This window comes from Nonomuraea jiangxiensis, from assembly GCF_900099965.1.
Classification (GTDB): Bacteria; Actinomycetota; Actinomycetes; order Streptosporangiales; family Streptosporangiaceae; genus Nonomuraea; species Nonomuraea jiangxiensis.
The window spans coordinates 712,816-734,126 of sequence record NZ_FNDJ01000001.1; the positions used below are offsets into that span (position 1 = coordinate 712,816).

Annotated in this window: 23 protein-coding genes and 1 pseudogene; 13 read left to right on the forward strand and 11 right to left on the reverse strand. The window is 71.6% G+C overall.

The features are described 5' to 3' along the window. Positions 1-138 precede the first annotated feature (138 nt). The 3 genes from BLS95_RS02980 (at position 139) to BLS95_RS02990 (ending at position 3,527) form a co-directional block, all read left to right on the forward strand. Positions 139-1,941, forward strand: a complete 1,803-nt coding sequence (locus BLS95_RS02980; RefSeq protein ID WP_176992990.1) for a copper resistance CopC/CopD family protein — start codon at positions 139-141, stop codon at positions 1,939-1,941. 16 nt (positions 1,942-1,957) lie between these two features. After that, positions 1,958-2,710 carry a hypothetical protein gene (locus tag BLS95_RS02985; protein ID WP_143043563.1) on the forward strand — a complete coding sequence of 251 codons (753 nt, stop codon included), beginning with the start codon at positions 1,958-1,960 and terminating at the stop codon, positions 2,708-2,710. A 91-nt stretch (positions 2,711-2,801) separates the two neighbouring features. Beyond that, entirely contained in the window at positions 2,802-3,527 is a 726-nt protein-coding gene (locus tag BLS95_RS02990; protein ID WP_090928874.1) for a YcnI family copper-binding membrane protein, read from the forward strand. A 114-nt stretch (positions 3,528-3,641) separates the two neighbouring features. On the opposite strand, the gene folE is transcribed toward BLS95_RS02990, so the two are convergent. Continuing rightward, positions 3,642-4,295 (reverse strand): GTP cyclohydrolase I, encoded by a 654-nt coding sequence (folE, locus tag BLS95_RS02995; RefSeq protein ID WP_176992991.1) that lies wholly within the window; start codon positions 4,293-4,295, stop codon positions 3,642-3,644. Between the two features lie 131 nt (positions 4,296-4,426). Between folE and BLS95_RS03000 the strand changes: the two genes are divergently transcribed. The 4 genes from BLS95_RS03000 to BLS95_RS03015 all read left to right on the forward strand — a co-directional run bounded on the left by BLS95_RS03000 (position 4,427) and on the right by BLS95_RS03015 (position 8,897). Then, on the forward strand, positions 4,427-5,212 hold the full coding sequence (locus BLS95_RS03000; RefSeq protein ID WP_090928877.1) for a helix-turn-helix transcriptional regulator: 786 nt from the start codon (positions 4,427-4,429) through the stop codon (positions 5,210-5,212). A 63-nt stretch (positions 5,213-5,275) separates the two neighbouring features. Continuing rightward, entirely contained in the window at positions 5,276-6,532 is a 1,257-nt protein-coding gene (locus BLS95_RS03005; protein WP_090928880.1) for an NAD(P)/FAD-dependent oxidoreductase, read from the forward strand. Positions 6,533-6,660: 128 nt separating this feature from the next. Further along, the gene (locus BLS95_RS03010) at positions 6,661-8,052 is read left to right on the forward strand and encodes an MFS transporter (protein WP_090928882.1); all 1,392 of its coding nucleotides are present in this window, start codon (positions 6,661-6,663) and stop codon (positions 8,050-8,052) included. Further along, complete coding sequence (locus tag BLS95_RS03015; RefSeq protein ID WP_090928885.1) at positions 8,049-8,897, forward strand: carbohydrate deacetylase; 849 nt, start codon at positions 8,049-8,051, stop codon at positions 8,895-8,897. Before BLS95_RS03010 ends, BLS95_RS03015 begins: the two co-directional genes overlap by 4 nt. A gap of 9 nt (positions 8,898-8,906) precedes the next feature. On the opposite strand, the gene BLS95_RS03020 is transcribed toward BLS95_RS03015, so the two are convergent. Further along, complete coding sequence (locus BLS95_RS03020) at positions 8,907-9,710, reverse strand: SAM-dependent methyltransferase (protein ID WP_090928888.1); 804 nt, start codon at positions 9,708-9,710, stop codon at positions 8,907-8,909. 147 nt (positions 9,711-9,857) lie between these two features. Here BLS95_RS03020 and BLS95_RS55375 point away from each other — a divergent pair, with 147 nt between their 5' ends. Further along, positions 9,858-10,499 carry a sodium:solute symporter family transporter gene (locus BLS95_RS55375; protein WP_281249941.1) on the forward strand — a complete coding sequence of 214 codons (642 nt, stop codon included), beginning with the start codon at positions 9,858-9,860 and terminating at the stop codon, positions 10,497-10,499. Here the strand turns inward: BLS95_RS55375 and BLS95_RS59710 are convergent. Next, positions 10,457-11,101: pseudogene (locus tag BLS95_RS59710) on the reverse strand (5-deoxy-glucuronate isomerase); the annotation flags it as partial. The gene BLS95_RS55375 and the pseudogene BLS95_RS59710 overlap by 43 nt on opposite strands. A gap of 49 nt (positions 11,102-11,150) precedes the next feature. On the opposite strand from BLS95_RS59710, the gene BLS95_RS03030 reads away from it, so the two are divergent. Together BLS95_RS03030 and BLS95_RS03035 are read left to right on the forward strand one after the other, a co-directional pair. Next, positions 11,151-12,278: an inorganic phosphate transporter gene (locus BLS95_RS03030; RefSeq protein ID WP_090928894.1), complete on the forward strand. Its 1,128-nt coding sequence runs from the start codon at positions 11,151-11,153 to the stop codon at positions 12,276-12,278. Between the two features lie 14 nt (positions 12,279-12,292). Continuing rightward, the gene (locus tag BLS95_RS03035; RefSeq protein WP_090928897.1) at positions 12,293-12,526 is read left to right on the forward strand and encodes a hypothetical protein; all 234 of its coding nucleotides are present in this window, start codon (positions 12,293-12,295) and stop codon (positions 12,524-12,526) included. A 27-nt stretch (positions 12,527-12,553) separates the two neighbouring features. Here BLS95_RS03035 and BLS95_RS03040 read toward each other — a convergent pair whose 3' ends face one another. The 8 genes from BLS95_RS03040 to BLS95_RS03075 form a co-directional block, all read right to left on the reverse strand. Next, positions 12,554-14,083, reverse strand: coding sequence for an FAD-dependent oxidoreductase (locus tag BLS95_RS03040; RefSeq protein WP_090928900.1), 1,530 nt, complete (start codon positions 14,081-14,083; stop codon positions 12,554-12,556). Between the two features lie 389 nt (positions 14,084-14,472). After that, complete coding sequence (locus BLS95_RS03045; RefSeq protein WP_090928903.1) at positions 14,473-14,976, reverse strand: NUDIX domain-containing protein; 504 nt, start codon at positions 14,974-14,976, stop codon at positions 14,473-14,475. A gap of 109 nt (positions 14,977-15,085) precedes the next feature. Continuing rightward, positions 15,086-15,280: a CsbD family protein gene (locus tag BLS95_RS03050; RefSeq protein WP_090928906.1), complete on the reverse strand. Its 195-nt coding sequence runs from the start codon at positions 15,278-15,280 to the stop codon at positions 15,086-15,088. An 84-nt stretch (positions 15,281-15,364) separates the two neighbouring features. Continuing rightward, positions 15,365-15,649, reverse strand: a complete 285-nt coding sequence (locus BLS95_RS03055) for a muconolactone Delta-isomerase (RefSeq protein ID WP_090928909.1) — start codon at positions 15,647-15,649, stop codon at positions 15,365-15,367. 10 nt (positions 15,650-15,659) lie between these two features. Continuing rightward, the gene (locus BLS95_RS03060) at positions 15,660-16,367 is read right to left on the reverse strand and encodes an alpha/beta fold hydrolase (RefSeq protein WP_090928912.1); all 708 of its coding nucleotides are present in this window, start codon (positions 16,365-16,367) and stop codon (positions 15,660-15,662) included. After that, positions 16,364-17,215, reverse strand: a complete 852-nt coding sequence (locus BLS95_RS03065; protein WP_090928915.1) for a class III extradiol dioxygenase subunit beta — start codon at positions 17,213-17,215, stop codon at positions 16,364-16,366. The genes BLS95_RS03060 and BLS95_RS03065 overlap by 4 nt, the downstream gene beginning before the upstream one ends. After that, positions 17,208-17,552, reverse strand: coding sequence for a protocatechuate 3,4-dioxygenase (locus tag BLS95_RS03070; protein ID WP_090928917.1), 345 nt, complete (start codon positions 17,550-17,552; stop codon positions 17,208-17,210). Before BLS95_RS03070 ends, BLS95_RS03065 begins: the two co-directional genes overlap by 8 nt. Further along, on the reverse strand, positions 17,549-18,433 hold the full coding sequence (locus BLS95_RS03075) for a methylenetetrahydrofolate reductase (protein ID WP_090928920.1): 885 nt from the start codon (positions 18,431-18,433) through the stop codon (positions 17,549-17,551). The genes BLS95_RS03070 and BLS95_RS03075 overlap by 4 nt, the downstream gene beginning before the upstream one ends. 220 nt (positions 18,434-18,653) lie before the next feature. Here BLS95_RS03075 and BLS95_RS03080 point away from each other — a divergent pair, with 220 nt between their 5' ends. The 3 genes from BLS95_RS03080 to ligM are packed head-to-tail and all read left to right on the forward strand — an operon-like array spanning position 18,654 to position 21,306. After that, on the forward strand, positions 18,654-19,199 hold the full coding sequence (locus BLS95_RS03080) for a PIG-L deacetylase family protein (protein WP_090928923.1): 546 nt from the start codon (positions 18,654-18,656) through the stop codon (positions 19,197-19,199). Next, complete coding sequence (locus BLS95_RS03085) at positions 19,196-19,906, forward strand: 4-carboxy-4-hydroxy-2-oxoadipate aldolase/oxaloacetate decarboxylase (protein ID WP_090928926.1); 711 nt, start codon at positions 19,196-19,198, stop codon at positions 19,904-19,906. Before BLS95_RS03080 ends, BLS95_RS03085 begins: the two co-directional genes overlap by 4 nt. Further along, a complete protein-coding gene (gene ligM / locus BLS95_RS03090) occupies positions 19,903-21,306 on the forward strand; it encodes a vanillate/3-O-methylgallate O-demethylase (protein WP_090928929.1) in 1,404 nt (467 codons plus the stop codon). Before BLS95_RS03085 ends, ligM begins: the two co-directional genes overlap by 4 nt. Positions 21,307-21,311: the final 5 nt, after the last annotated feature.

Sequence of the window (21,311 nt, forward strand, 5' to 3'; positions counted from 1 at the left end):
GCGTTCCGGGCGGCCGGGCCGGACGCCGAGGTCAAGGAGAGACCCGGTCGATCAGGAAGTGAAGCAAGCGGTGCACTGGATGGGCTGCCGGATCATGGCCGGCGAGCTGCGTGCGGAACAGATCGGATGATGAGCGGCATGCGTCTCGCGAGCCGCCGCCGAGCCTGGCTGGTCACGCGGCTGGCGGTCATCGTGCTCCTCGTGGCCGGCGGCCTGGTCGTGGACCTCGTCTCCGCCGCGGCCATTCGCCCGGCCTACGCGCACGCCTACCTGACCGAGAGCTCGCCGGTCGACACCCAGGTGCTGGACCGGCCCCCGGCCGAGGTCAGGCTCCGCTTCAACGAGGCGGTGAGCCTCGGGCGGCGGGCGATCCAGCTGCTCGACGTGACCGGGAAGAACGTGGCGATCGGCGCTCCGGACCACGCGGACGGCAAGGCCAACACGGCGCGGGCGGCGCTGCCGGCGGGGCTGGCCGAGGGCACGTACGTGGTGGCCTGGCGAGTCACGTCCGCGGACTCGCACGTGGTGTCGGGGGCGTTCAGCTTCAGCGTCGGCCGGCCGAGCTCGCTGGCCGTCACCGTGGACCAGGACGCCGACCCCGCCGTTCCCGTCATCGACGCGGTCGGCCGCGCCCTGGCCTTCCTCGGGGTGGCCCTCGCGCTCGGCGGCGCGCTGTTCGTCGTCGTGCTCTGGCCCGCGGGCCGCGCCGACCGCCGCGGCCGGCGCATCGTCTGGTCCGGCCTGGCCGTCCTGACCATGGGCACGGTGCTGGTGCTGCTCGTGCAGGGGCCGTACGCCGAGGGCACGTCGCTCGCCGGAATGTTCGACCCCGCCCTGCTCAACGCGACGCTGACCACCCGCCTGGGCCAGGCCCTGCTGGCGCGACTGGCGCTCATCCTGGCCCTCGGCACAGCCTTCTGGATCGCCGTACGCGCAAAAGCGCCCGCAGCGCCCCCAGCGCCCCCAGCGTCCGCCGCGCCGGGATCGGGCGGTATCGGTCGCCGGGTCGTCGTGCCAGGGCTTGCGGTGGCGGGTGCTGCCGCGCTGGTGCTGACCTGGACGTTGGCGGATCACGCGCAGACCGGCATCCAGACCTGGCTGGCGGTGCCGGCGACCAGTCTGCACCTGCTCGCCATGGCCCTGTGGCTGGGTGGCCTGATCACGCTCGCGGCCTGCGTGGTCCTCCCGGCGGGGCGGCGGGAGCCCGTCCGCGCCGTCTCCCTGGAGCCCGTACTGCCGAGGTTCTCGCTGCTTGCGCAGATCTGCTTCGCGGTCATCGCGGTGACCGGCCTCTACCTGGCCTGGCGACAGGTGGGCACGTGGGGCGCGCTCGGCGGGACCGACTTCGGGCGCCTGCTGCTCGGCAAGCTCGCCGCCGTCCTCGCCCTGCTGGCCCTGGCCGCCGGGGCGCGGCGGTTCGTCCAGCGGCGCGGCCGCGAACTCCTCGACGCCGCCCCGGCCGCCGCCCTGCGCCGGCTGCGCCGCTCGGTCGCGGGTGAGGCCGTACTCGGCGTCGCCGTCGTGTCGATCACCGCCGTCCTGGTCAACACCGCCCCGGCCCGCGCCAGCTACGCGCCCCCGGTGCACAGCACGGTCCCCGTTCCGGCCGCCGCGGCGAACACCGCCGGGGCGCCTCCCGGGTTGCGGGGCGGCTCGGTCGAGGTACGGATCGAGCCGGCCAGGCCGGGCCGCAACCTGGTCGACATCTACGTCAACGGCGGGGACGGCTCGCTGGTCGCCGTTCCGGAGGTCTCCGGCACGCTGGAGTCCCAGGACCGTACGGTGCCGGCGCTGCCCGTCAAGGTGGCCGCCGCCGAGCCCGGGCACTACGTGGCGAACTCGATGGCCATCCCGTACCCGGGAGACTGGGTGCTGCGGCTGGACATCCGCGTCACCGACTTCGACGAGACACCCGTCCGTGTCCCGTTCACGGCACGCTGAAAGGCTGATGACATACATGCGAGCTGCTGACCGCGGGGCGTCCCGGTGGCGAGTGACCATGGCCGCCGGCGCCGCGCTCGTCGTCGGCGTGGCGGCGGGTTGCTCAGGAGCGGCTCCGCAGCCCCTGGCCAAGCCGCCCTACACCGTGAGCTCCGTCCGGTCCGGCCTCGTCAAACCCGCCGACCTGGGCAAGGGCGCGGTCGAGGTGGAGGACGGCGACCACGGGTCCCACGTCGTCTACACACCGCCGAACAGCATCCCGACCTGCCCATACGTCCAGCGCTCCGAGGACGTCCAGGTCGCCGTGCAGCCGGCGGTCGAGCCGGTGGGCGGTAACCCGACCGGGCGGTTCATCGTCGGCCCGCAGCGCGTGGGGCCGACATCGCTGCCGGTCGTCACGCAGGGCGCGGTGGTCTTCGAGAGCGACGCGCTCGCGGGCAACACGATGAGCACCGTCACGGCGGAGTCGGCCAAGTGCCCGGAGGCGTTCAGCGTGCTCGGCGGGCCGCCGTCCGTCGTGGGCGACTACAAGGTCGGCAGCCGGCCGTTCGAGCTGAACGGATGGAAGGGCTTCGCCCAGCATCTCGTGCACACGTCGCCACCGACGATGAACCCGGACACGTACGACGATCTGGTCACCGTCGTCGTGCACAAGGCGAACGCCATCATCTACGTCGGCTACGCGCAGATCAAGAAGGTGGGCCAGCGCGCCGACACCGACCAGAAGATCGAGACGTTGATGAGCACCACATTGGCCCGCCTCGGCTGAGCAGAAGGTTTGAGGAACGTTGAGAGTCCTGTCCGTCAGTGGAGCCCGGAGAGACCAAGCCGTCCCGAGGGGAGGGGCGGTACGCCGCGTCGTGGGCGGCCTCGTGGCCGTCGTGGTGGCGGCCTGCCTGGTGGGCGTCATGCCGGGGGTGGCGTTCGCGCACGTGGTGGTGAGCCCGGGCACGGCCACGCAGGGCGGCTATGCCGCCTTGACGTTCCGCGTCCCCAACGAGCGCGACGACGCGAGCACGACCGGGATCGAGGTGCAGTTCCCCACCGACTTCCCGCTGGCGTCGGTGTCGGTGAAGCCCGATCCCCGGTACAGGTACGAGATCACCAAGACCAAGCCGGCCCGGCCGGTCGAGGCGCACGGCGCGTCGGTGACCGAGGTCGTCGGCAAGATCACCTGGACCGCGGCGGACCCGGAGTCGGCCATCAAGCCGGGCGAGTACGACGAGTTCTCGGTGAGCGTCGGGCCGCTGCCCGAGACCGACCTCCTGGTGTTCAAGACGCTCCAGCGCTACGGCGACGGTGAGGTGGTGCGCTGGATCCAGGAGCCGGCCGCCGCCGGTGCCGAGGAGCCGGAGCGGCCCGCGCCGGTGCTCCGGCTCCTGCCCAAGGGCAGCGACGACACCCAAGGAAACCCGGCGGCGCAGCCGTCCACGGGCACCGGCGAGGTCGCCCTGGACGCGAGCAGCGCGCCCGCGAGCGGGTCCGACACGGGAGTCGCGTGGGCGGTGGGGCTGTCTGCGGCCGCCCTGGTGATCTCCCTGGCATGTGCCGCGACGCTCGTCGCACGCCGCCGCCGCGCCCCATAGCCGCGACGAGCCGACGGGCCCGGTAGCCGCGACGAGCCGACGGGCCCGGTAGCCGCGACGAGCCCGCCGGATCCGCGTCCGCGCGCAGCCCTCTCCCGGCACGCACGGGGATGGTCAGCTGGAGGCGCCGGTCAAGGTGAGGAATTCGCTGCGTGAGCGCGCGTCGGTGCGCAGCAGCCCGAGCAGCGTCGAAGTCGTGGTGGTGGAGCCGATGGCCTGGGCGCCCCGCAGCGTCATGCAGGTGTGCTCGGCCTGGATCACGACGCCGACGCCCTTGGGGTCGAGCTGGGCCTGGAGCCAGTCGGCGACCTGCTTGGTGAGGCGCTCCTGCACCTGGGGACGGGAGGCGAAGTGTTCCAGGGTGCGGGCGAGTTTCGACAGCCCCAGGATGCGGCTCCCGGGCAGGTAGCCGATGTGGGCCCTGCCGACGAACGGCAGCAGGTGGTGCTCGCAGACCGATCGCAGGGGGATGTCCCGCGCCAGGACCAGCTCGTCGTACCCCTCGTCGTTGGGGAAGGTGGTCAGGTCGAACGGGCGGGGACTGAACAGCTCGGCGTAGGCGCGCGCCATCCGGCCGGGGGTGCCGCGCATGCTCTCGGAGCCGGTTTCGATGCCGAGGGCGTGCAGGAAGCTCTCGGCGGCAAGCTCAGCGGCGGCCAGATCGGGCTCTCCGGAGCTGCGGACCACGTGGAGCGCGGTGTGCGCCGGTTTCGGCGGCTCGGGGGTCTCGGGGGCCATGTGCAGGGGCGTGTGCGGGGGCTGGGTCATGTCAAGCTTCTCCTGCACTCCAAATTTCACCAGTGAACGTTGTCGTTATTCGAAGGTAGGTCGAAGAACCACGGGGAACATGCCATCGCCTGGACATTACACCCGTCACATTTGGCGGTATCGTCAGGGGCATGGCCTCTGATGTGGATCCGGCCGCGGCCCGGCCCCCCGCCACCGCGGGGGTCGAGACGATCGCGGTCCTCGGGGACGAGGTGCGCCGCGGGATGTACGGCTTCGTCCGGCGGGCCCGGCGGCCGGTGACCCGGGAGGAGGTCGCCGGCGACGCCGGGATCTCGGCGAAGCTGGCCGCCTTCCACCTCGACAAGCTCGTCGCGGCCGGGCTGCTGCGGGCCCGCTACGACAACCCGGCGGGCGTCCGCAGGGTGGGCCGCAAGCCGAAGGTCTACGAGCCGGCCGGCCGGGACGTCCGGATCAGCATCCCCGAGCGCCACCCCGACCTGCTCGCGGAGATCCTCATCGACGCCATGGTCACCACGGAGCCGGGGGAGGACCCGCGGTCGGCGGCGCGGAGAGTCGCCCACGGCCGGGGTGAGGAGCTGGGCGCGGAGCTCCGGGCCCGCACCCGCCCCGGCCGCCTGGGGCCCGAGCGCTCCCTGACGCTCAGCCGGACCATGCTGGAGCAGCACGGCTTCGAGCCGCAGCGCCAGGCCGCCACCGAGCTGCGGCTGCTCAACTGTCCCTTCCACCCCCTCGCCGCCCGATCGCCCGAGCTGGTGTGCGGGATCAGCCACGCCTTCCTCGACGGCTTCCTCACCGGACTCCAGGCGGCCGGGATCGAGGCGGTTCCGTCCCCCCGCCCGGGGTACTGCTGCGTGGAGCTGCGCACCACCCGCGGCGGCACCTCCTCCGGAGAGGAGGACGTGACCTGCCGCGGAGCCGGTCGGGACCGGTCGTGAGGAGCGGCATCACCCGCGCCCGGCGGCTCGGCGGGCGCGGCCGAACGCGACAGAGGAGCGGACATGGCAGCGAATACGGCATTCGTGATCGTCGGAGCCGGCCTGGCCGGTGCGAAGGCCGCCGAAGCCCTGCGGGAGGAGGGCTTCGACGGACCTGTCGTGCTGCTCGGGGACGAGCCCGAGCGCCCCTACGAGCGGCCACCGCTGTCCAAGGGCTACCTGATGGGCCAGGACGAGCGTGACAAGCTCTACGTCCACCCGTCCCAGTGGTACGCCGAGCACGACGTCGACCTGCGCCTCGGCGTCACGGTCACCGGCGTCGACCCGGCGGGCCACGAGGTGCTGCTCGCCGACGGCGGCCGGCTGGGTTACGCCAAGCTGCTGCTGACCACCGGCTCCTCGCCGCGTCCCCTCCCGGTGCCGGGAGCCGATCTCGACGGCGTGCACTACCTGCGCAGGATTCCCGACAGCGACCGCATCAAGCACACTTTGGAGTCCGCGACCCGCGTCGCGGTGATCGGGGGCGGGTGGATCGGCCTGGAAACGGCCGCCGCCGCCCGCGCGGCGGGCGCCGAGGTGACGCTGCTGGAGTCGGCGCCCCTGCCGCTGCTGGGCGTGCTGGGCCGCGAGGTCGCCCAGATCTTCGCCAACCTGCACACCGATCACGGCGTCGACCTGCGCTCCGGCGTACAGGTCGCCGAGATCACCGGCTACGGTGGCCGGGCCGGCGGTGTGTTGCTGGCCGACGGCAGCCGCGTCGAGGCCGACGCGGTCATCGTCGGGGTCGGCATCACCCCCAACACCGGCCTCGCCGCGGCGGCCGGCCTCGACGTCGCCAACGGCGTCCGCGTCGACGCGGGGCTGCGCTCGTCCCACCCCGACATCTACGCCGCCGGTGACGTGGCCAACGCCTTCCACCCCCGGCTCGGCAAGCACATCCGCGTCGAGCACTGGGCCAACGCCCTGCACCAGCCGCCCGCCGCGGCCAGGGCGATGCTCGGCCAGGACGTCTCCTACGACCGCATGCCGTACTTCTATACCGACCAGTACGACCTGGGCATGGAATACACCGGCTACGTCGAACCCGGCGGCTACGACCAGGTCGTCTTCCGGGGCCGTACCGACACCCGCGAGTTCATCGCCTTCTGGCTGGCCGACGGCCGGGTGCTCGCGGGCATGAACGTCAACGTCTGGGACGTCACCGACCCGATCGACGCCATCGTGACCTCCGGCCGCCGGATCGACCCCGCCCGGCTCACCGACGCGGACGTGCCGCTGACCGAGCTGCTCGCCCTGGCGGACGGCCGGCAGGAGCGCTAGCGATCAACGACACTGGGACCGGACGCCGGCCGACGTCTGGCGCGGCACGACTCGCTTCACCCACTGTTCTTCTGTGGGTGCGAGGGTGACGCCGCGCACAGCGTCGCATCAGCAAGGAAGGTGATCGCGTGTCCCAGCCCGCTACGGCCGCCGCTCCCGGGCGGACTCCCGCGTGGCGCTACGCCATCGGGATGTTAGGCACTTCCATCCCGATCAACATGATCAAGGGATCGATGATCCTCTACTACGTCGACATCCTGGGACTCGACGTACGCGCCTACGGCGTGGTCATGGTGATCTACGCGGTCATCGACGCACTGGACAACCCGCTGCTCGGCCACCTCTCCGACCGCACCCGCAGCCGGTTCGGCCGGCGCCGGCCGTGGCTGCTCGTCGGCGCGCCGATGCTCGCCGCCTGCATGATCGCGTTCTTCTCCGCGCCGAGCTCGCTGCGGGGCCTCGGGCTGGTGCTCTGGTTCGCGGTGTTCGCGATCCTGTGCGAGGCCTTCGACTCGATGCTCAACGCGAACTACGGCGCGCTGCTCCCCGAGCTCTACCCTCGCGAGCGCGACCGCGCCGTGGCCAACAGCCTGCGCCAGGGCTTCCAGCTGGTGGCGCTGGTGATCTCCCTCGCGATCACCCCGCTGCTCACGACGCAGGTGTTCGGCACCGAGGAGTCCACCCAGGGCTTCCAGACCACCGCGATCATCTACGGCGTGATCGCGTTCGTCGTGATCGCGTTCATGGCGCTCGGCGCGCGGGAGCGGCCCCGCTACTCCACCCGCGAGCGGCCGCTGCTGCTGCGGAGCGTCTGGTCGATCGTGCGCAACCCGATGTTCTGGTCGGTCGGGCTCACCGGCGCCTGTTACGGGATAGCCATGGCGCTCGTGCTCGCGGGCATCCAGCTGTACGTCCGCTACTCGCTCGGGCTCCCGGTCGGCAACGCGCTCTACCTCCAGGGCATCGTCATCCTCGTCACGGCGGCCGGTCTCCTGGTCTGGACGCGGGTCGTCGCCCGCCGCGGCGCGCTGTGGACCTGGCGGCTGGCCTTCGTGGTGCTCGCGGTCGGCTTCGCCGCCCTGTTCTTCGCCACCGACCTCGTGACCGCGATCGCCGCGGGAGTGCTCGTGGGCGCCGGGTGGTCGGGCATGCTCGCGACGAACGACCTCATCGTCGCGCGGGTGCTGGACGCCGACGCCGCCCGCAACGGGGAGCACCGGGAAGGGCTGTTCCTGTCCGCGTTCGGGTTCTTCGGCCGGCTCAACGGGGTCGTGACCGGACTCGCGCTCACCTCGCTGGGGGTGTTCTTCGGCTACAACTCGGGCGACGACCCCGGCGGCGACCCCGGGCTCGCGTTCCGGATCTACCTGTGCGTGTACCCGTTCGTGCTGACGGCGATCGGCGCGGTCGCGGCGCGGTTCGTCTCGATCCCGATCGAGACTCCGCCCGAGGCCGCCGAACCGGCCGAGCCGCCGCCTCCCGGTCCCGTGGACGAGTCCGCCGTGGAGCGTCCCCGATGACCCGCCGCGTCGTGATCACGGCCGACGATCTCGGCCGGGAGCCCGGGTCGACGGAGGTCATCCTCTCCCTGCTCGCCGAGGGGCACGTCAGCGCGACGACGCTCATCTGCGTCTCGCCGGTCGCGGAGCACGCCGCGCAGCGGGTCCGCAAGCTCGGCGTCGTGCCGCGGCTGCACGTGACGCTCACGAGCGAGCGCGGGGTGCCGCGCTGGCGGCCGCTCAACGGCGCGGCCAGCCTCGTCGATCCGGACGGGACGCTCAGTGACGATCCGCTGGCCCTCGGAGCCCGCGGCGAGGCCGAGGACGTCATCGGGGAGGCGGAGGCGCAACTGTCCTGGATGCGCGACCGGGGCGCCGCCCCCGAGGCGGCCGACTCCCACGCCGGCACCCTCTACGGCCTGCACGGCAGGTCGTGGCTGGCCGAGACGCTCGAATGGTGCGCGCGGCACGGCCTGGCCTTCCGGCTGCCCCGCGACCCGGAGCCGTACTTCGGCGGCCCGCTCCCGCCGCAGCTCGCGGCGGCGCACGAGAAGGCCGTGGCCTTCGCCGACGCGCTGGGCGTGTCCATCCCGCGGACGATCGCGACCAACCGGCGCACCGCGTCCGAGCTCGGCGGCTACGAGCGGCTGCGGGACGACTATCTCCGCCGGCTCGCCGCCCTCCCCGAGGGCACCAGCGAGGTGTTCCTGCACCCGTCCAGGGAGGACGCGATCACGGGGCCGGACGGCATCGTACGGACCTGGGAGACGCGGCTGCTGCGTGACCCTGTCTGGCACGACGCCCTCGACAGTGAGGGCATCGAGGTCGTCGGAGGCTGGTGGCCCGCCAGGGAGGGCACGGGGTGAGCGCGGGTCTCAGAGCTTGCGGCCCACCGCGCCGTACGCGCCCGCTTCGTGGCGGGCACGGTTGACGGGGGCGTCGGGGCGCCAGTCGAAGACCGGGACGAGACCGGGCTCCTCCAGCTCGTAGCCCGCGAAGAAGCGGCGGATCTGGTCGCCGGTGCGCGGGGTGAAGGCGAGCGCCGCGCTGTTGTAGGCGTCCGCGCTCGCCCCCACCAGCTTCGGCGCGAAGTCGGCGGTGACGTGCGAGATGGCCAGGTAGCTGCCGGGGACCAGGGCCTCGCTGTAGCGGGCGACCAGGCCGAACGGGTCCTCGTCGTCCTTGACGAACATCAGCGTGCCCACGATGACGAGCCCGACGGGCCTGCTCAGGTCGATGGTCCCGAGCAGGTCCGGGTGCTTGAGGATGGTGTCGGGCTCGCGCAGGTCGGCCTCGATGTACGCGGTCCGCCCCTCGGGGGTGCCCCTGAGCAGCGCCCGGGCGTGGATCATCACGATGGGATCGTTGTCGACGTACACCACCCGCGCGGCCGGGTGCGCGGCCTGGGCCACCTCGTGGGTGTTGCCCTGCGTCGGGATGCCGGTCCCGATGTCCAGGAACTGGGTGACCCCCTGGGCGGCGAGGTGGCGTACGGCGCGGCCGAGGAAGGCGCGGTTGTCGCGCGCGCCCTGGACGACCCCGGGGGAGGCCTTGGCCGTGGCCTCCGCCACCGCCCGGTCGGCGGCGAAGTTGTCCTTGCCACCCAGCCAGTAGTCGTAGACCCGCGCCGAGTGCGGGACGGACGTGTCGATCCGCGGGTGAGGACTGGCCTCGGTCATGGTGGCCTCCAGGGGACAAAGGTGGTGCGAAAAATGATCTTACGCTGGGTGAAATCTTCCGCAGCTCCTTTCTAGCGATAAATCGGCCATAGGCGGGATATTTCGTGTGATTGCGGGTGCATTGCCGGGATCGCTTCGTCACCCTTCGTGTGCGCGACAGCCGCGTCCGGCCATCGGCCTCGGCGTCGGGGTCGGCGCGTTCCTGTTCGCCCCCGGTGGAACCGGCTTCGCTCCAAGCACGGCGTGGTCTCCCCGCTGGAATACCTCGCCCGGCGCTACAACGTGCCCACCCAGCAGGCGCTCGCCTACAGCGGGGCGCTGCTGAAAGTGGTCGACATCGCGGCCAAGTGGGTCGCGATCGCGGTGCTCCTGCGCGGGTTCACCGGCCTGCCGATCGTCTGGGGCATCGCGATCACCGGCGCGGTGACGCTGGTCTACATCACCGCGGGCGGCCTCTGGGCCGACGTGCTCACCGACTTCGGGCAGTTCATCATCCAGGGTGTGGCCGGCATCGCGATGTTCTTCGCGTTCCTGGCGCACCTGGGCGGTGTCTCCAGCCTTTGGACCATGTGGGACCGGCTTCCCGAGGGGCACGGCGACCCGTTCAGCGGGCCGTACACGGTGACGTTCTTCCTGGCCCTGCTGTTCATCAAGACCTTCGAGTACAACGGCGGCATGTGGAACCTGGTGTGGCAGGGCATGGTGTTCCACATGCTGCCCGGCTCCAGCACGGTCACGCCCAGGACGAGCCGGCAGCTCTGGACGCCGTTGGCGTGGACGTACTTGTAGATCGTCCGCTCGTTGGAGCCCTCCCTGCCGCCCAGTCGCACCGGCTCGGCGTCCGCCGGCGTGGCGTGCGTGGTCGGCTTGGCGGCGTGCGCGGTGGTGGAGACCAGGTAGAAGGCGCCCTCCTCGAACCACACGTCCGCCACGCCGCGGCCCACGTACAGCCACTCCCTGGGCTGGAGCCGGTACGTCCGGCCCTCGACGCGCACCGTGCCGGCGGCGGTGCCGACGTTGACCACGCCCAGTTCGCGGCGTTCCAGGAAGAAGCCGGCACGCAGTTGCGGCGGGTTGGGCAGGCCGGCGGGGCCGAGCACGCCGCCCACCACGATCCGGTCCTCGTGCGAGTGGACCAGCCGCGCCTCGCACGCGGCGAACAGGTCCTCCATCAGGAATCTGGCGCGTAACTGAGCGGTGGTCATGCCGGGAAGTTGGTCGGGAGCGGTGGCCGGAGGGTGAGTGCCCGCCGGCGCTCGCTGATCTCTGGTATGCCTGGACGGGCCGCCTGACCTGCGCGGATAGACTCTGTCGGAGGCGTCGCGGCGCGCGCGGACAGATTTGGGTGGCTTTGTTGTGCAGTGCCCGCTGGGAGTTCGTGGCCGGTTCATCGTGTGCGCCTAGCGTCCTGGTGACAGGCAACTGGATGGGACAACGGGCATGGAGCACATCACGTTCCTGGTCGTCGTGGTGATCATCACGGCGCTCGCCTTCGACTTCACCAACGGCTTCCATGACACGGCCAACGCGATGGCCACCTCGATCGCCACCGGCGCGCTCCGGCCCAAGGTGGCGGTGGCGATCTCGGCCGTACTCAACCTCGTCGGCGCCTTCCTGTCGGTGGAGGTGGCCAAGACGATCTCGGGCGGAATCGTGGACGACCGGCTGGTGACACCGCCGATGGTGTTCGCCGGGCTGGTCGGCGCGATCTTGTGGAATCTGCTCACCTGGCTGCTGGGCCTGCCGTCCAGCTCCTCGCACGCGCTGTTCGGCGGGCTGATCGGCGCGGTGTGGGTCGGCGCGGGCATGCAGGGCGTGCACTTCGGCACGGTCCTGGAGAAGATCCTCATCCCGGCGGTGGCCTCGCCGCTGATCGCGGGGTTCGTCGCGATGACCGCCACCTTCCTCGCCTACACGATGACCGCCAGGGCCCGGCACGAGTCCGTGACCAGGACCTTCCGCCTCGGGCAGGTCGCCTCGGCGTCACTGGTGTCGCTGGCGCACGGCACCAACGACGCGCAGAAGACCATGGGCGTGATCACGCTCACCCTGATCTCCACCGGTGCGCTGGCCTCCGGCTCCGCCCCGCCGTTCTGGGTGATCACCATCGCGGGGCTGGCCATCGCGCTGGGCACCTACCTGGGCGGCTGGCGGATCATCCGCACCATGGGCAAGGGCATCACCGAGATCGAGTCACCCCAGGGCTTCGCCGCGGAGGCGAGCGCGACCACCGTCATCCTGGCCTCCTCCCACCTGGGCTTCGCGCTGTCCACCACGCAGGTGGTCTCCGGCGCGATCCTCGGCACCGGACTGGGCCGGCGGCTGGCGCGGGTGCGCTGGTCGGTGGCGGGCCGGATGGCGCTGGCCTGGCTGCTGACGCTGCCCGCCGCCGCCGCGGTCGGCGCCGTCGCCGCCGCCGTGGCCACCACCGGCACGCTCGGCGTCACCATCGCCGCCCTGGTGACGATCGCCGCCGCGGCCGGACTGTACGCCGCCAGCCGGCGCAACCCCGTGCACGCGGGCAACGTCAACGACGTGCCCCCCGTGCCGCAGCAGGCAGCCGCCTGACCGAGGAGGACGTGATGGACATCAAGTGGACCGCGCTGGGCCAGGTCTTCATGGTCAGCCTGGCGGTCAGCGTCGTGGTCGTGGTCGTCTTCTCGCTCGGCGTGATGGCGCTCTCGGCCCGCCAGACCGTACGGGAACACGACAGCGGCGGCGGCTCCGGCGCGCTGGCCGCGGCCGTGGTCTGCTTCGCCGCCTGCGCGGCGGTGGTGGGTTACGGCATCTACCTGATCGTGCCGCAGTTCCACTGACGGGCGCTCGTACCGGCCCCCTGGGCGTCAGGGGTTGTCCAGGTCGACCGGTTCCAGGGGGCGGGTGGCCGGACCGTGCAGGACGGCTCCGTCGGTTCCGAAGCGCGAGCCGTGACAGGGGCATTCCCAGGTCCGTTCGGCCTGGTTGAAGGCCACGACGCAGCCCAGGTGGGTGCAGATGGCGGAGACCGCGTGAACGACGCCGTCCGGGTCGCGGTAGACGGCGCAACGGTGCCCGCCGACGCGTACGACGGCTCCTGCCCCCGGATCGATGTCGTCGACGGAATCGACGTGGGAGGAGCGCAGGCGATCTCCGACGAAGTGGCGTGCGACCTTGGCCTGGAGCTTGACGATGGGACCCGCCTCGCGCAGGGGGTGCAGCCGCCGGGGATCGTACAGCTCGGCCCACGGCAGGTCGTGGCCGGTGATGAGAGCGGACAGGAGCTTGCCGGACATGACGCCGTTGCTCATGCCCCAGCCGCCGAACCCCGCGGCGACGTGGACGTGCTCGGCCGCCGGGTGGAAGAGCCCCACGTACGGCAGGTGGTCGGTGGTGGAGTTGTCCTGCGCCGCCCATCGGTGGCTGATCCGCGTGCCTGCGAAGTGCTCGCGGGTCCAGTCCGCGAGCCGCTGGAAACGTTCGCCGGCGTCACCGGAGCCGGGCTCGGCGCTCTCCCCGGTGATGATGAGCAGGCGCTGCCCGTCCCGATAGGGAGTGGTGCGGACGGACCTGGTGTGGTGCTCCGGGGTGATGTACATACCGCCTGGATCTTGTTCTGGCGGAACGGGCGCCGCGACCACGAGCTCACGCCGCGGCTTCAGACGGGAGAACAGCAGCGCCCGATCGAACACCGGGTAGTGGGTGGCCACCACGACGTCGGTGGCGGTGACCGTGGTGCCGTTCTCGCACGCCAGCCGGCACGGCCGGCCCTCGTCCAGCCCCATCACCCGGGTACGCTCGTAGATCCGGGTGCCGTCCTCGGTCATCCGCCGCACCAGGGCGAGCAGGAATTTACGGGGATGGAACTGGGCCTGGTCCTCCACCCGGATGGCGGCCGCGACGTCGAACGGCAGGCCCGTCTCGGTCACCAGGGAGGCGGACAGGCCGGCCTGCCGGGCCGCGTCCACCTCGGCGGTGATCTCCTCGGCCCGCTCGGCGGACTCGACATAGGTGTAGGCGGGCAGGCGTTCCAGGTCGCAGTCGATGCCGAGATCGGCCACGGTCGCGAACACGTGCTCGATCGCGTCCTGCTGCGACTCCGCGTACAGCCTGGCGGCCCGCTCCCCGTGCGATCTACGGAGCTGGGCGTAGATGAGGGTGTGCTGGGCGGACAGCTTGGCGGTGGTGTAGCCGGTGACGGCGGCGGCGACGCGGTCCGCCTCCAGCACCACGACCGAGCGGCCCGCCCGCGACAACTCCCACGCCGCGCACAGCCCGGCGATCCCGCCTCCGACGACGGCGACATCGGCGGTGACGTCCTGCGCGAGCGCCGGGAACGACGTCGTGGCCGTCGACTCGACCCAGTACGACTCGGGCACCCCTGGAAGCGAAACCATAAGCGACGCCCTGCCCGCCCACCCGCCGATTAGGCACCCGCGTCACCAGCCCACGAGGCACGGCGGGTTTCGGCCGCTGTCACCGGGCACGGGACAGCAAGGCCCGCCGGCGTCGCCGAGTTCACCAGGGGTGTCGCGCCGGCGGGCTCATCACAGCGACAAGGCCCGGCGGGCCATCACAGCGACAGGGCCTCGGCGCCGGAAGGCGGCGGGGACCGGACGGAAGCTCGTCGTGGACACGCAGCAGGACGTGATCACGGTCCTGACCGCCGATCACCGCGAGGTGGAGCAGACCTTCGCCAAGCTCGAACGCATGGTGGGCGGCTGGAGGCATCCGCGATGCTCTCACCGGGAGAGGAGACCTCTGAGGGCATCGACGGGCCGGATCCTCACGCGCCGGCACCGTCTGAACGGCCGAAGTACGCGGCGACGACCTGGGAGTGGAGGGGGAAGGCCAGGTCCGTGGGGGCGTGGATGAGCAGCCATTCCGACGTCTCGGCCGTGGCCCGCATGGGCGGGAGGTCGGCCGCGCCGATCCGCGGGCCGAGGGCGAAGATCAGTACGGTCCCGTCGGGGGCGCTGATCACGTCGAGCAGCCGCACCGCGTCCGCGTCGACGGCCACCCCGGTCTCCTCGCGCAGCTCCCTGACGGCGGCCCGCTGCCAGGATTCGCCCAGGTCGATGTAGCCGCCGGGCAGGGCCAGCTTGCCACGGTGCGGCTCGACGTCCCGGCGGACCACCAGCACGCCGTGGTCCACGGGCAGCACCATGACCGCGACCGGCAGGGGGTTGAGGTAACTGGTGTGGCCGCACGCGCCGCACGTACGCGGCCAGGACAGGCCCGGCGGGAAGGCCGTGCCGCAGAAGGAGCAGTACGCGTTCCTGATCGCCACGAGGACGATCCTAGATCGCCAGACGACGCGCGCCCGCCCGGGTATGCCGCGTTGAGCGGGGCCGGAGAGCCCCGCTCAGCGCGTGGTGCTCCGTGGCCGGAGCGGGCTTTCACTTCTTGAAGGCGTCCTTGACCTTCTTCCCGGCGTCCTTGACCTTCTCGCCGGCCTGCTTCAGGCCACCCGCGGCCTGGTCGGCGCGCCCCTCGGCCCGCAGGTCCTCGTCGTCGGTGGCGTTGCCGACGTTCTCCTTGGCCCGCCCCTTGAGCTCCTGGGCCTTGTTGCGGATCTTGTCGTTGGTGCTCATGTCCTTGCCTTCCTGGTCGTATCCCCCCACAGGTCGTTGTACTTACCGACGAGAAGGCGTGAAAACGTACCTTTCGACCAGGCGTCACGAACCGGTCTGCTCCTGGGGGTGGGTGGCCAGTGCCTCGACGGACACGTCCATCCATTTCCACATCGGCAGCGAGGTCAGCGCCTCGTGCAGCACGGTGGGGTCCGCAGCCTCGTAGAGGCCGATGGTGGCGTTGCGCCCGGGGACCCGCCACAGCCGTTTGAGTATCCCCGCCTCCCGCAACTGCATGGCGCGCTCTCGTTCGGCCTTGCGCAGGTGTTCACGGGTATGGTCCGGCACGTCGGCCGGCATCAGGTTCTCGGTGCGTACCAGGAACTCCATCGATCTCCCCTCAAGAGGTGTGCAGGGCGAGCAGCAGCTCGGCGAGCTCCTTGGGCGCGGTGACCATCGCCTCGTGGCCGGTGGCGAGGTGGTGCACCGGCCAGCCGAGCGCCGCCGCCCGCTCGGCGTGCGGCTGGAACACCCGCAGCCACTCGGTGCACTCGACGTACGCCGCCGGCACCCGGCCCACGTCGCCCCCGAGCAGCAGGGGCTCGGTGTACGTGCGCCACGGATGCGGCGTCAGGCGCGGCCCCAGCCACTCCAGGTCCGCCTGCTCCGTCACACCGAGCACGGTCAGCGAGCGCACGGGGATGAGCCATCCGAAACCGGGACCGGCGACCGACTCCCGGTAGTGCCCGGCCACCGTCTCAGGAAGCAGGTCGATCGCGGCGTCCCCGTCACCGCCCACGAAGGCGTCCAGGTAGACGCGCCTGGCCAGCCGGTCAGGGACGCGGTCGGCGACGCCCGTGATCACCTGCCCGGCGTAGCTGTGCCCCACCAGGACGACGTCGCGGAGGTCGTACGCGTTGATCAGCGCCACCACGTCCTGGACGTGCGTCGACAGCCCCACCGACGGGCTGAGGAGGTGGGCCCGGTCGCTGACGCCGGTCAGGGTCGGCGCGTGGACCTCGTGGCCGGCCTGGACCAGCGCCGGGATCACCCGCCGCCAGGCCCACCCGCCGTGCCAGGCACCGTGCACCAGGACGAACGTACTCATGCCGCTCCCAAATCCTGAAAGAGTGCGAGCCCCGCGGCCGTGTTGGAGGCGGGCACGTGATAGGTGTCGTGGATGCGGGCGATCCTGTCGCTCATCGCCCCGCGCATGACGAGCCACATGATCAGCTCGATGCCCTCGGTGCCGGCCCGGCGGATGTAGTCCTCGCGCGTGAGCGCGGCCAGCTTCTCCGGCTCGGACTCGATCGCCCGCAGGAACATGCGGTCGAACTCGGGGTTGATGAGCCCCGCCCGCGCGCCGGCGAGCTGGTGCGACATGCCGCCGGTGCCGAAGACCGCGACCTTCAGATCCCCCGGGAACGACCGGATCGCCCGCCCGATCGCCCTGCCCAGCGCGTAGCAGCGGGCCGCCGTCGGCTGCGGGTACTGGATCACGTTGACCAGGACCGGCACCACCGCGCACGGCCACGCCTCTCCCGGGTCCGGGCAGTACACCGACAGCGGCACGGTCAGGCCGTGGTCGACGTCGAGCCGGTGGAAGGTCGCGATGTCGAACTCCTCGTCCATGAGCTCGCCCACGAGGTGCGCGCTCAGCTCCGGCGCCCCCCGCACCGGCGGCACCGGCCTGCGTCCCCACCCCTCGTCGGCCACGTCATAGGACTCGGCGGTGCCGATCCCGAAGGTGGGCACCAGGTCCAGGCCGACCGCGTTCGCGTGGTCGTTGTAGACGATCACCGCCACGTCCGGCCGGTGCGCGGCCATCCACGCACGCGCCGGCTCGTAGCCGTCGAACAGCGGCTTCCAGTAGGGATCGGCGGTCTTCCCGTGGTCCATCGCGGCGCCGATCGACGGCACGTGCGAGGTCGCCAGGCCCCAGATGATCTCAGCCAAATCTCCGCCCTCCGGATCGCATGGCCGCCGTGAACTCCTCGGCCGACATCCCCGTGAACACCCCGCCGAGATACTGCATCGACTTCTCGTCCAGTACCGCGAGCTTGAACGTGTAGAAGATGGACGCGCCCAGGTCCAGCATCGCGGTCCAGTCGCGGTCCAGGATCGCCCTCTTCTGCTCCGGCGTGAGGCCGTAGGCGTCGCAGTAGGCGTCCTCGTCCCGGGTGAACAGGCGCCGGTTCGCCGCGTCCTTCAGCGAGCCGCACAGGCGGTTGATCGCGTAGCCTCGCCTGCTGGCCGCCAGGTCCTGTAGGTAGTTGTCCTGCGCCTTGGTCATGACCGATCGTCCTTCTCGGAGACCGACTCCAGCAGCCGCCGCCGCCAGAGTTCGGTCCTGCTCAGTTCGTCGAATGTGAAGATGTGCAGCCCGCGGATGTTGCCGCCGGTCCTCGGCACGGCGAGGCCCAGCTCCCGGGCCAGCCTCGCCGGCTGGTACGCGCCCGGGAGCAGGAAGCGCCACAGCAGGCTCCGGTGCTTGCGCAGGAACCGCGCGGACTGGCCCAGCCCGAGGTTCGCCGTGATGCGCATCAGCTTGTGCCGGTTCACCGGGCCAGGTATCCCGACGTGGACCGGGAGGCCGATGCCCGCGGCGGCGATGCCGGCGGCCCAGTCCGCCGTCGTGCCGGCGTGGAAGCAGATCTGGGTGATGACACGGGTCGCCATCGGCGCCTTCCGCTTCAGCGCCAGCTCCAGCGCCTCCCGGGAAACGACCGGGTGGCCTTCGGGATACCCGGCGATGCCGACCTCCTCGAAGGGGTGGTGGGCCTCCCGCATGGCGCGCAGCAGCGCGTACGCGTCCTCGAACTCCCCGGCCGGGCGCGGCGCGTCACCGCCGACCACGAACACCGACCGCACCCGGGCCTCGCGCAGGCGGGCCACGACGTCGGCGACGTGCTGCCGGTCGCGGAACTGGCGTGCGGGCAGGTGCGGGGCGACGGTGTAGCCGTGCCGCACCAGGCGCTCGGTGAGGCCGAGCGTCGCGTCGATGCCCTTCGCCTTGGTGACCGTCACGGTCAGCGGGACGGTGACCGGTACGTGCTCCAGCACGTTCCGCTCGGTGTTCGGGAACGGCGTCACCTCGTAACTGATCCGGCGCAGGAGATCGGCGAGACATGAGCGCGGGGAACCGGCCCCGGCGCTCTCCCGCTGCGTGGCCATGGCACTTCCTCATCGCAGGCATTCGAGTCTCACAGACAACCAGTAGAGCGAAGGGCCCCGAGACTTTCGTCGGGCATTCAGGCGGGGCCGAGCGCGACAGAACTGCCGGAGACCCTGGGCCGAATGACGTAGGCCGGACCGGTCTTCGGGACCTGACCCCGGGGGCGCTGTTGCTCCTACCGTCCTAGGTGGCAGCCGAGGACCGCGAAGGAGAGGCCGGATGGGTTCGTTGCTGGTGATCAGTGCCCACGCGGGGGACGTCGTCTGGCGGGCGGCGGGGTCGATCGCGCTGGCGACCTCGGCCGGCGACCGGGCCAAGGTGCTGTGCCTGACGTTCGGCGAGCGGGGCGACGAGGTCGATCCCTCCGTGGTGCTGACGCACCCGCCGGCCGACCCCTACAACCAGGACCACCCCGCGGCCGCCAGGATGGCGCTGCGGGCGCGGGTGCTGGCCCAGGCGGCCGGGTACGACGCGCCGGGCGAGCCGCTGGGGGCGCCGCCGGTGTTCTTCGAGCCGCACCAGCCCGAGCAGTGCGACTTCAAGCCGGACGTGCTGCTGGACATCACCCCGGTGTTCGACACCAAGCGCAAGGCGATGGAGTGCCTGCCGGCCCAGCAGCACATGTGGGGCTACTACACCGACCTGGCCAGGCGCCGCGGCGTGCAGGTCAAGCGGAACGCCGGCCCCGACCTCGGCCTGCCGCACAAGACCATGGGAGAGGCTTACATGCGGCTGTACCCGCAGGTCACGGACCGCCTGTCATGAGGCACGTCATCGTCACCGACCCCCCGCGCGCCGACCTCGACCACGTCACCAAGCTGGCCGGATACGGGGTCGCCACCGTCCACGAGGCCCTCGGGCGCACCGGCTACCTCGGCCCGGGGCTGCGGCCCGTACATCTGGGGTCGCGCGTCGGCGGCACCGCCGTCACGGTGCTGTGCTGGCCCGGTGACAACCTGATGATCCACGCCGCCGTCGAGCAGTGCCGGCCCGGCGACCTCCTCGTCGTCACCACCACCTCCCCGTGCGGTGACGGGGCCTTCGGCGAGCTGCTCGCCACCGCCCTCCAGGTGCGCGGAGTGCGCGGGCTGGTCACCTCGACCGGCGTACGCGACGTCGCCGACCTGCACGCCATGGGCTTTCCCGTGTGGTCGGCCGCCGTCAGCGCGCAGGGCACGGTCAAGGCGACGGCCGGCTCGGTCAACGTGCCGATCACCATCGGCGGGCAGCTGATCCGGGCCGGTGACGCGGTCCTGGCCGACGACGACGGCGTCATGGTCGTGCCCCGCCAGGCCGTCACCCAGGCCCTTGATGCCGCGCAGGCCCGGGTCGACAAGGAAGCGGCGGCGCGGGAGGCGTTCCGCGACGGCGAGCTCGGGCTCGACCGCTACGGCCTGCGCGCCAAACTCGCCGAACTCGGCGTGGAATACGTCAGCGCCGCGGAGAACGACACCAGAACGGGCGGAAGATGAGCGCGAAAAACCTCCAGGAAGTCCTCGACCAGGCGGGCAACACGGTAGAGCTGCTGCGGAACTCCCAGATCGGGGCCTACGTCTATCCGGTCGTCCCGTACGAGTTCACCAACTTCCGCCGGGAGGTGATCGCCTGGCGCGAGACGGCGGTGCTGTACGACCAGTCCCACCACATGGCGAACCTGTTCATCTCGGGCCCGGACGCCCTGCGGCTCATCTCCGACACCGGCGTCAACAGCGTCGCGAAGTTCCCGGTGGACACGGCCAAACAGTTCGTCCCCGTCTCCCCCGAGGGAGGGGTCATCGGCGACGGAATCCTCTTCCGGGAGGCGGCCGAGGAGTTCATCTTCGTCGGACGCGCGCCGGTCGCCAACTGGCTCACGTACCGCGCCGGCACCGGATACGACGTCGAGCTCCGGCTGGACCCGCGTTCGCCGTCGCGGCCCTACGGCAAGCCGGTGACCCGCGACCTGTGGCGGTTCCAGATCCAGGGGCCGCGCGCGTGGGAGGTCATCGAGAAGGTCAACGGCGGCCCGGTGGAGCAGCTGCGCTTCTTCCACCTGGCGCACATGAACGTCGCCGGCGAGCGGGTCCGCACCCTGCGTCACGGCATGGCCGGCGCGCCCGGCCTGGAGCTGTGGGGCCCGTACGAGACCTACGACAAGGTACGGGACGCCATCCTGGAGGCGGGCCGCGAGTTCGGGCTCGAACCCGCCGGAGCGCGGGCCTACTCCTGCAACACCCTCGAATCCGGCTGGATCCCCTCGCCGCTTCCCGCGGTCTACACCGGTGAGGAGCTCCGGCCGTACCGGGAGTGGCTCGGCGCCGACAGCTACGAGGCGACCAACGCCCTGGCCGGCAGCTTCGTCTCCGACCGGATCGAGGACTACTACGTCAATCCGTGGGACCTGGGCTACGGCCCGTTCGTCAAGTTCGACCACGACTTCGTCGGGCGCGACGCGCTCGCGGCCGTCACCCCGGAGACCCAGCGGCGCAAGGTCACCCTGGCCTGGCACCCCGAGGACGTGGCCAGGCTGCTGGCCGCCCCCGTCGACCTGGACGGCCCCGGCTACCAGTTCTTCGACCTGCCCAACGCCAACTACGGATCGTCCAACTACGACTCCGTGATCGACGCCCACGACAACCTCGTCGGCCTGTCGATGTTCACCGGATACAGCGCCAACGAGCGCAGGGCCCTGTCCCTCGCCACCGTCAACCCGGACGTCCCGCTCGGCGCCGAGGTCCGCGTCGTCTGGGGCGAGCCGGACGGCGGGAGCCGCAAGACCACCGTGCAGCCGCACGAGCAGTTCGCCGTGCGCGCCGTCGTCAGCCCCGCCCCCTACTCGGTGATGGCCAGGGAGCACTACAAGCCCGGCTGGCGCACCACCGCCGCCGTCTGACGGCC

What these genes read in the sequence shown, in the direction of transcription:
- BLS95_RS02980 (WP_176992990.1), top strand. Translation starts at nt 139, where the DNA reads ATGCGTCTCGCGAGCCGCCGCCGAGCCTGGCTGGTCACGCGGCTGGCG.
- BLS95_RS02985 (WP_143043563.1), top strand. Translation starts at nt 1,958, where the DNA reads ATGCGAGCTGCTGACCGCGGGGCGTCCCGGTGGCGAGTGACCATGGCC.
- folE (WP_176992991.1), bottom strand. Translation starts at nt 4,295, where the DNA reads ATGACCCAGCCCCCGCACACGCCCCTGCACATGGCCCCCGAGACCCCC.
- BLS95_RS03000 (WP_090928877.1), top strand. Translation starts at nt 4,427, where the DNA reads ATGGCCTCTGATGTGGATCCGGCCGCGGCCCGGCCCCCCGCCACCGCG.
- BLS95_RS03005 (WP_090928880.1), top strand. Translation starts at nt 5,276, where the DNA reads ATGGCAGCGAATACGGCATTCGTGATCGTCGGAGCCGGCCTGGCCGGT.
- BLS95_RS03015 (WP_090928885.1), top strand. Translation starts at nt 8,049, where the DNA reads ATGACCCGCCGCGTCGTGATCACGGCCGACGATCTCGGCCGGGAGCCC.
- BLS95_RS03020 (WP_090928888.1), bottom strand. Translation starts at nt 9,710, where the DNA reads ATGACCGAGGCCAGTCCTCACCCGCGGATCGACACGTCCGTCCCGCAC.
- BLS95_RS03030 (WP_090928894.1), top strand. Translation starts at nt 11,151, where the DNA reads ATGGAGCACATCACGTTCCTGGTCGTCGTGGTGATCATCACGGCGCTC.
- BLS95_RS03035 (WP_090928897.1), top strand. Translation starts at nt 12,293, where the DNA reads ATGGACATCAAGTGGACCGCGCTGGGCCAGGTCTTCATGGTCAGCCTG.
- BLS95_RS03040 (WP_090928900.1), bottom strand. Translation starts at nt 14,083, where the DNA reads ATGGTTTCGCTTCCAGGGGTGCCCGAGTCGTACTGGGTCGAGTCGACG.
- BLS95_RS03050 (WP_090928906.1), bottom strand. Translation starts at nt 15,280, where the DNA reads ATGAGCACCAACGACAAGATCCGCAACAAGGCCCAGGAGCTCAAGGGG.
- BLS95_RS03055 (WP_090928909.1), bottom strand. Translation starts at nt 15,649, where the DNA reads ATGGAGTTCCTGGTACGCACCGAGAACCTGATGCCGGCCGACGTGCCG.
- BLS95_RS03060 (WP_090928912.1), bottom strand. Translation starts at nt 16,367, where the DNA reads ATGAGTACGTTCGTCCTGGTGCACGGTGCCTGGCACGGCGGGTGGGCC.
- BLS95_RS03070 (WP_090928917.1), bottom strand. Translation starts at nt 17,552, where the DNA reads ATGACCAAGGCGCAGGACAACTACCTACAGGACCTGGCGGCCAGCAGG.
- BLS95_RS03075 (WP_090928920.1), bottom strand. Translation starts at nt 18,433, where the DNA reads ATGGCCACGCAGCGGGAGAGCGCCGGGGCCGGTTCCCCGCGCTCATGT.
- BLS95_RS03080 (WP_090928923.1), top strand. Translation starts at nt 18,654, where the DNA reads ATGGGTTCGTTGCTGGTGATCAGTGCCCACGCGGGGGACGTCGTCTGG.
- BLS95_RS03085 (WP_090928926.1), top strand. Translation starts at nt 19,196, where the DNA reads ATGAGGCACGTCATCGTCACCGACCCCCCGCGCGCCGACCTCGACCAC.
- ligM (WP_090928929.1), top strand. Translation starts at nt 19,903, where the DNA reads ATGAGCGCGAAAAACCTCCAGGAAGTCCTCGACCAGGCGGGCAACACG.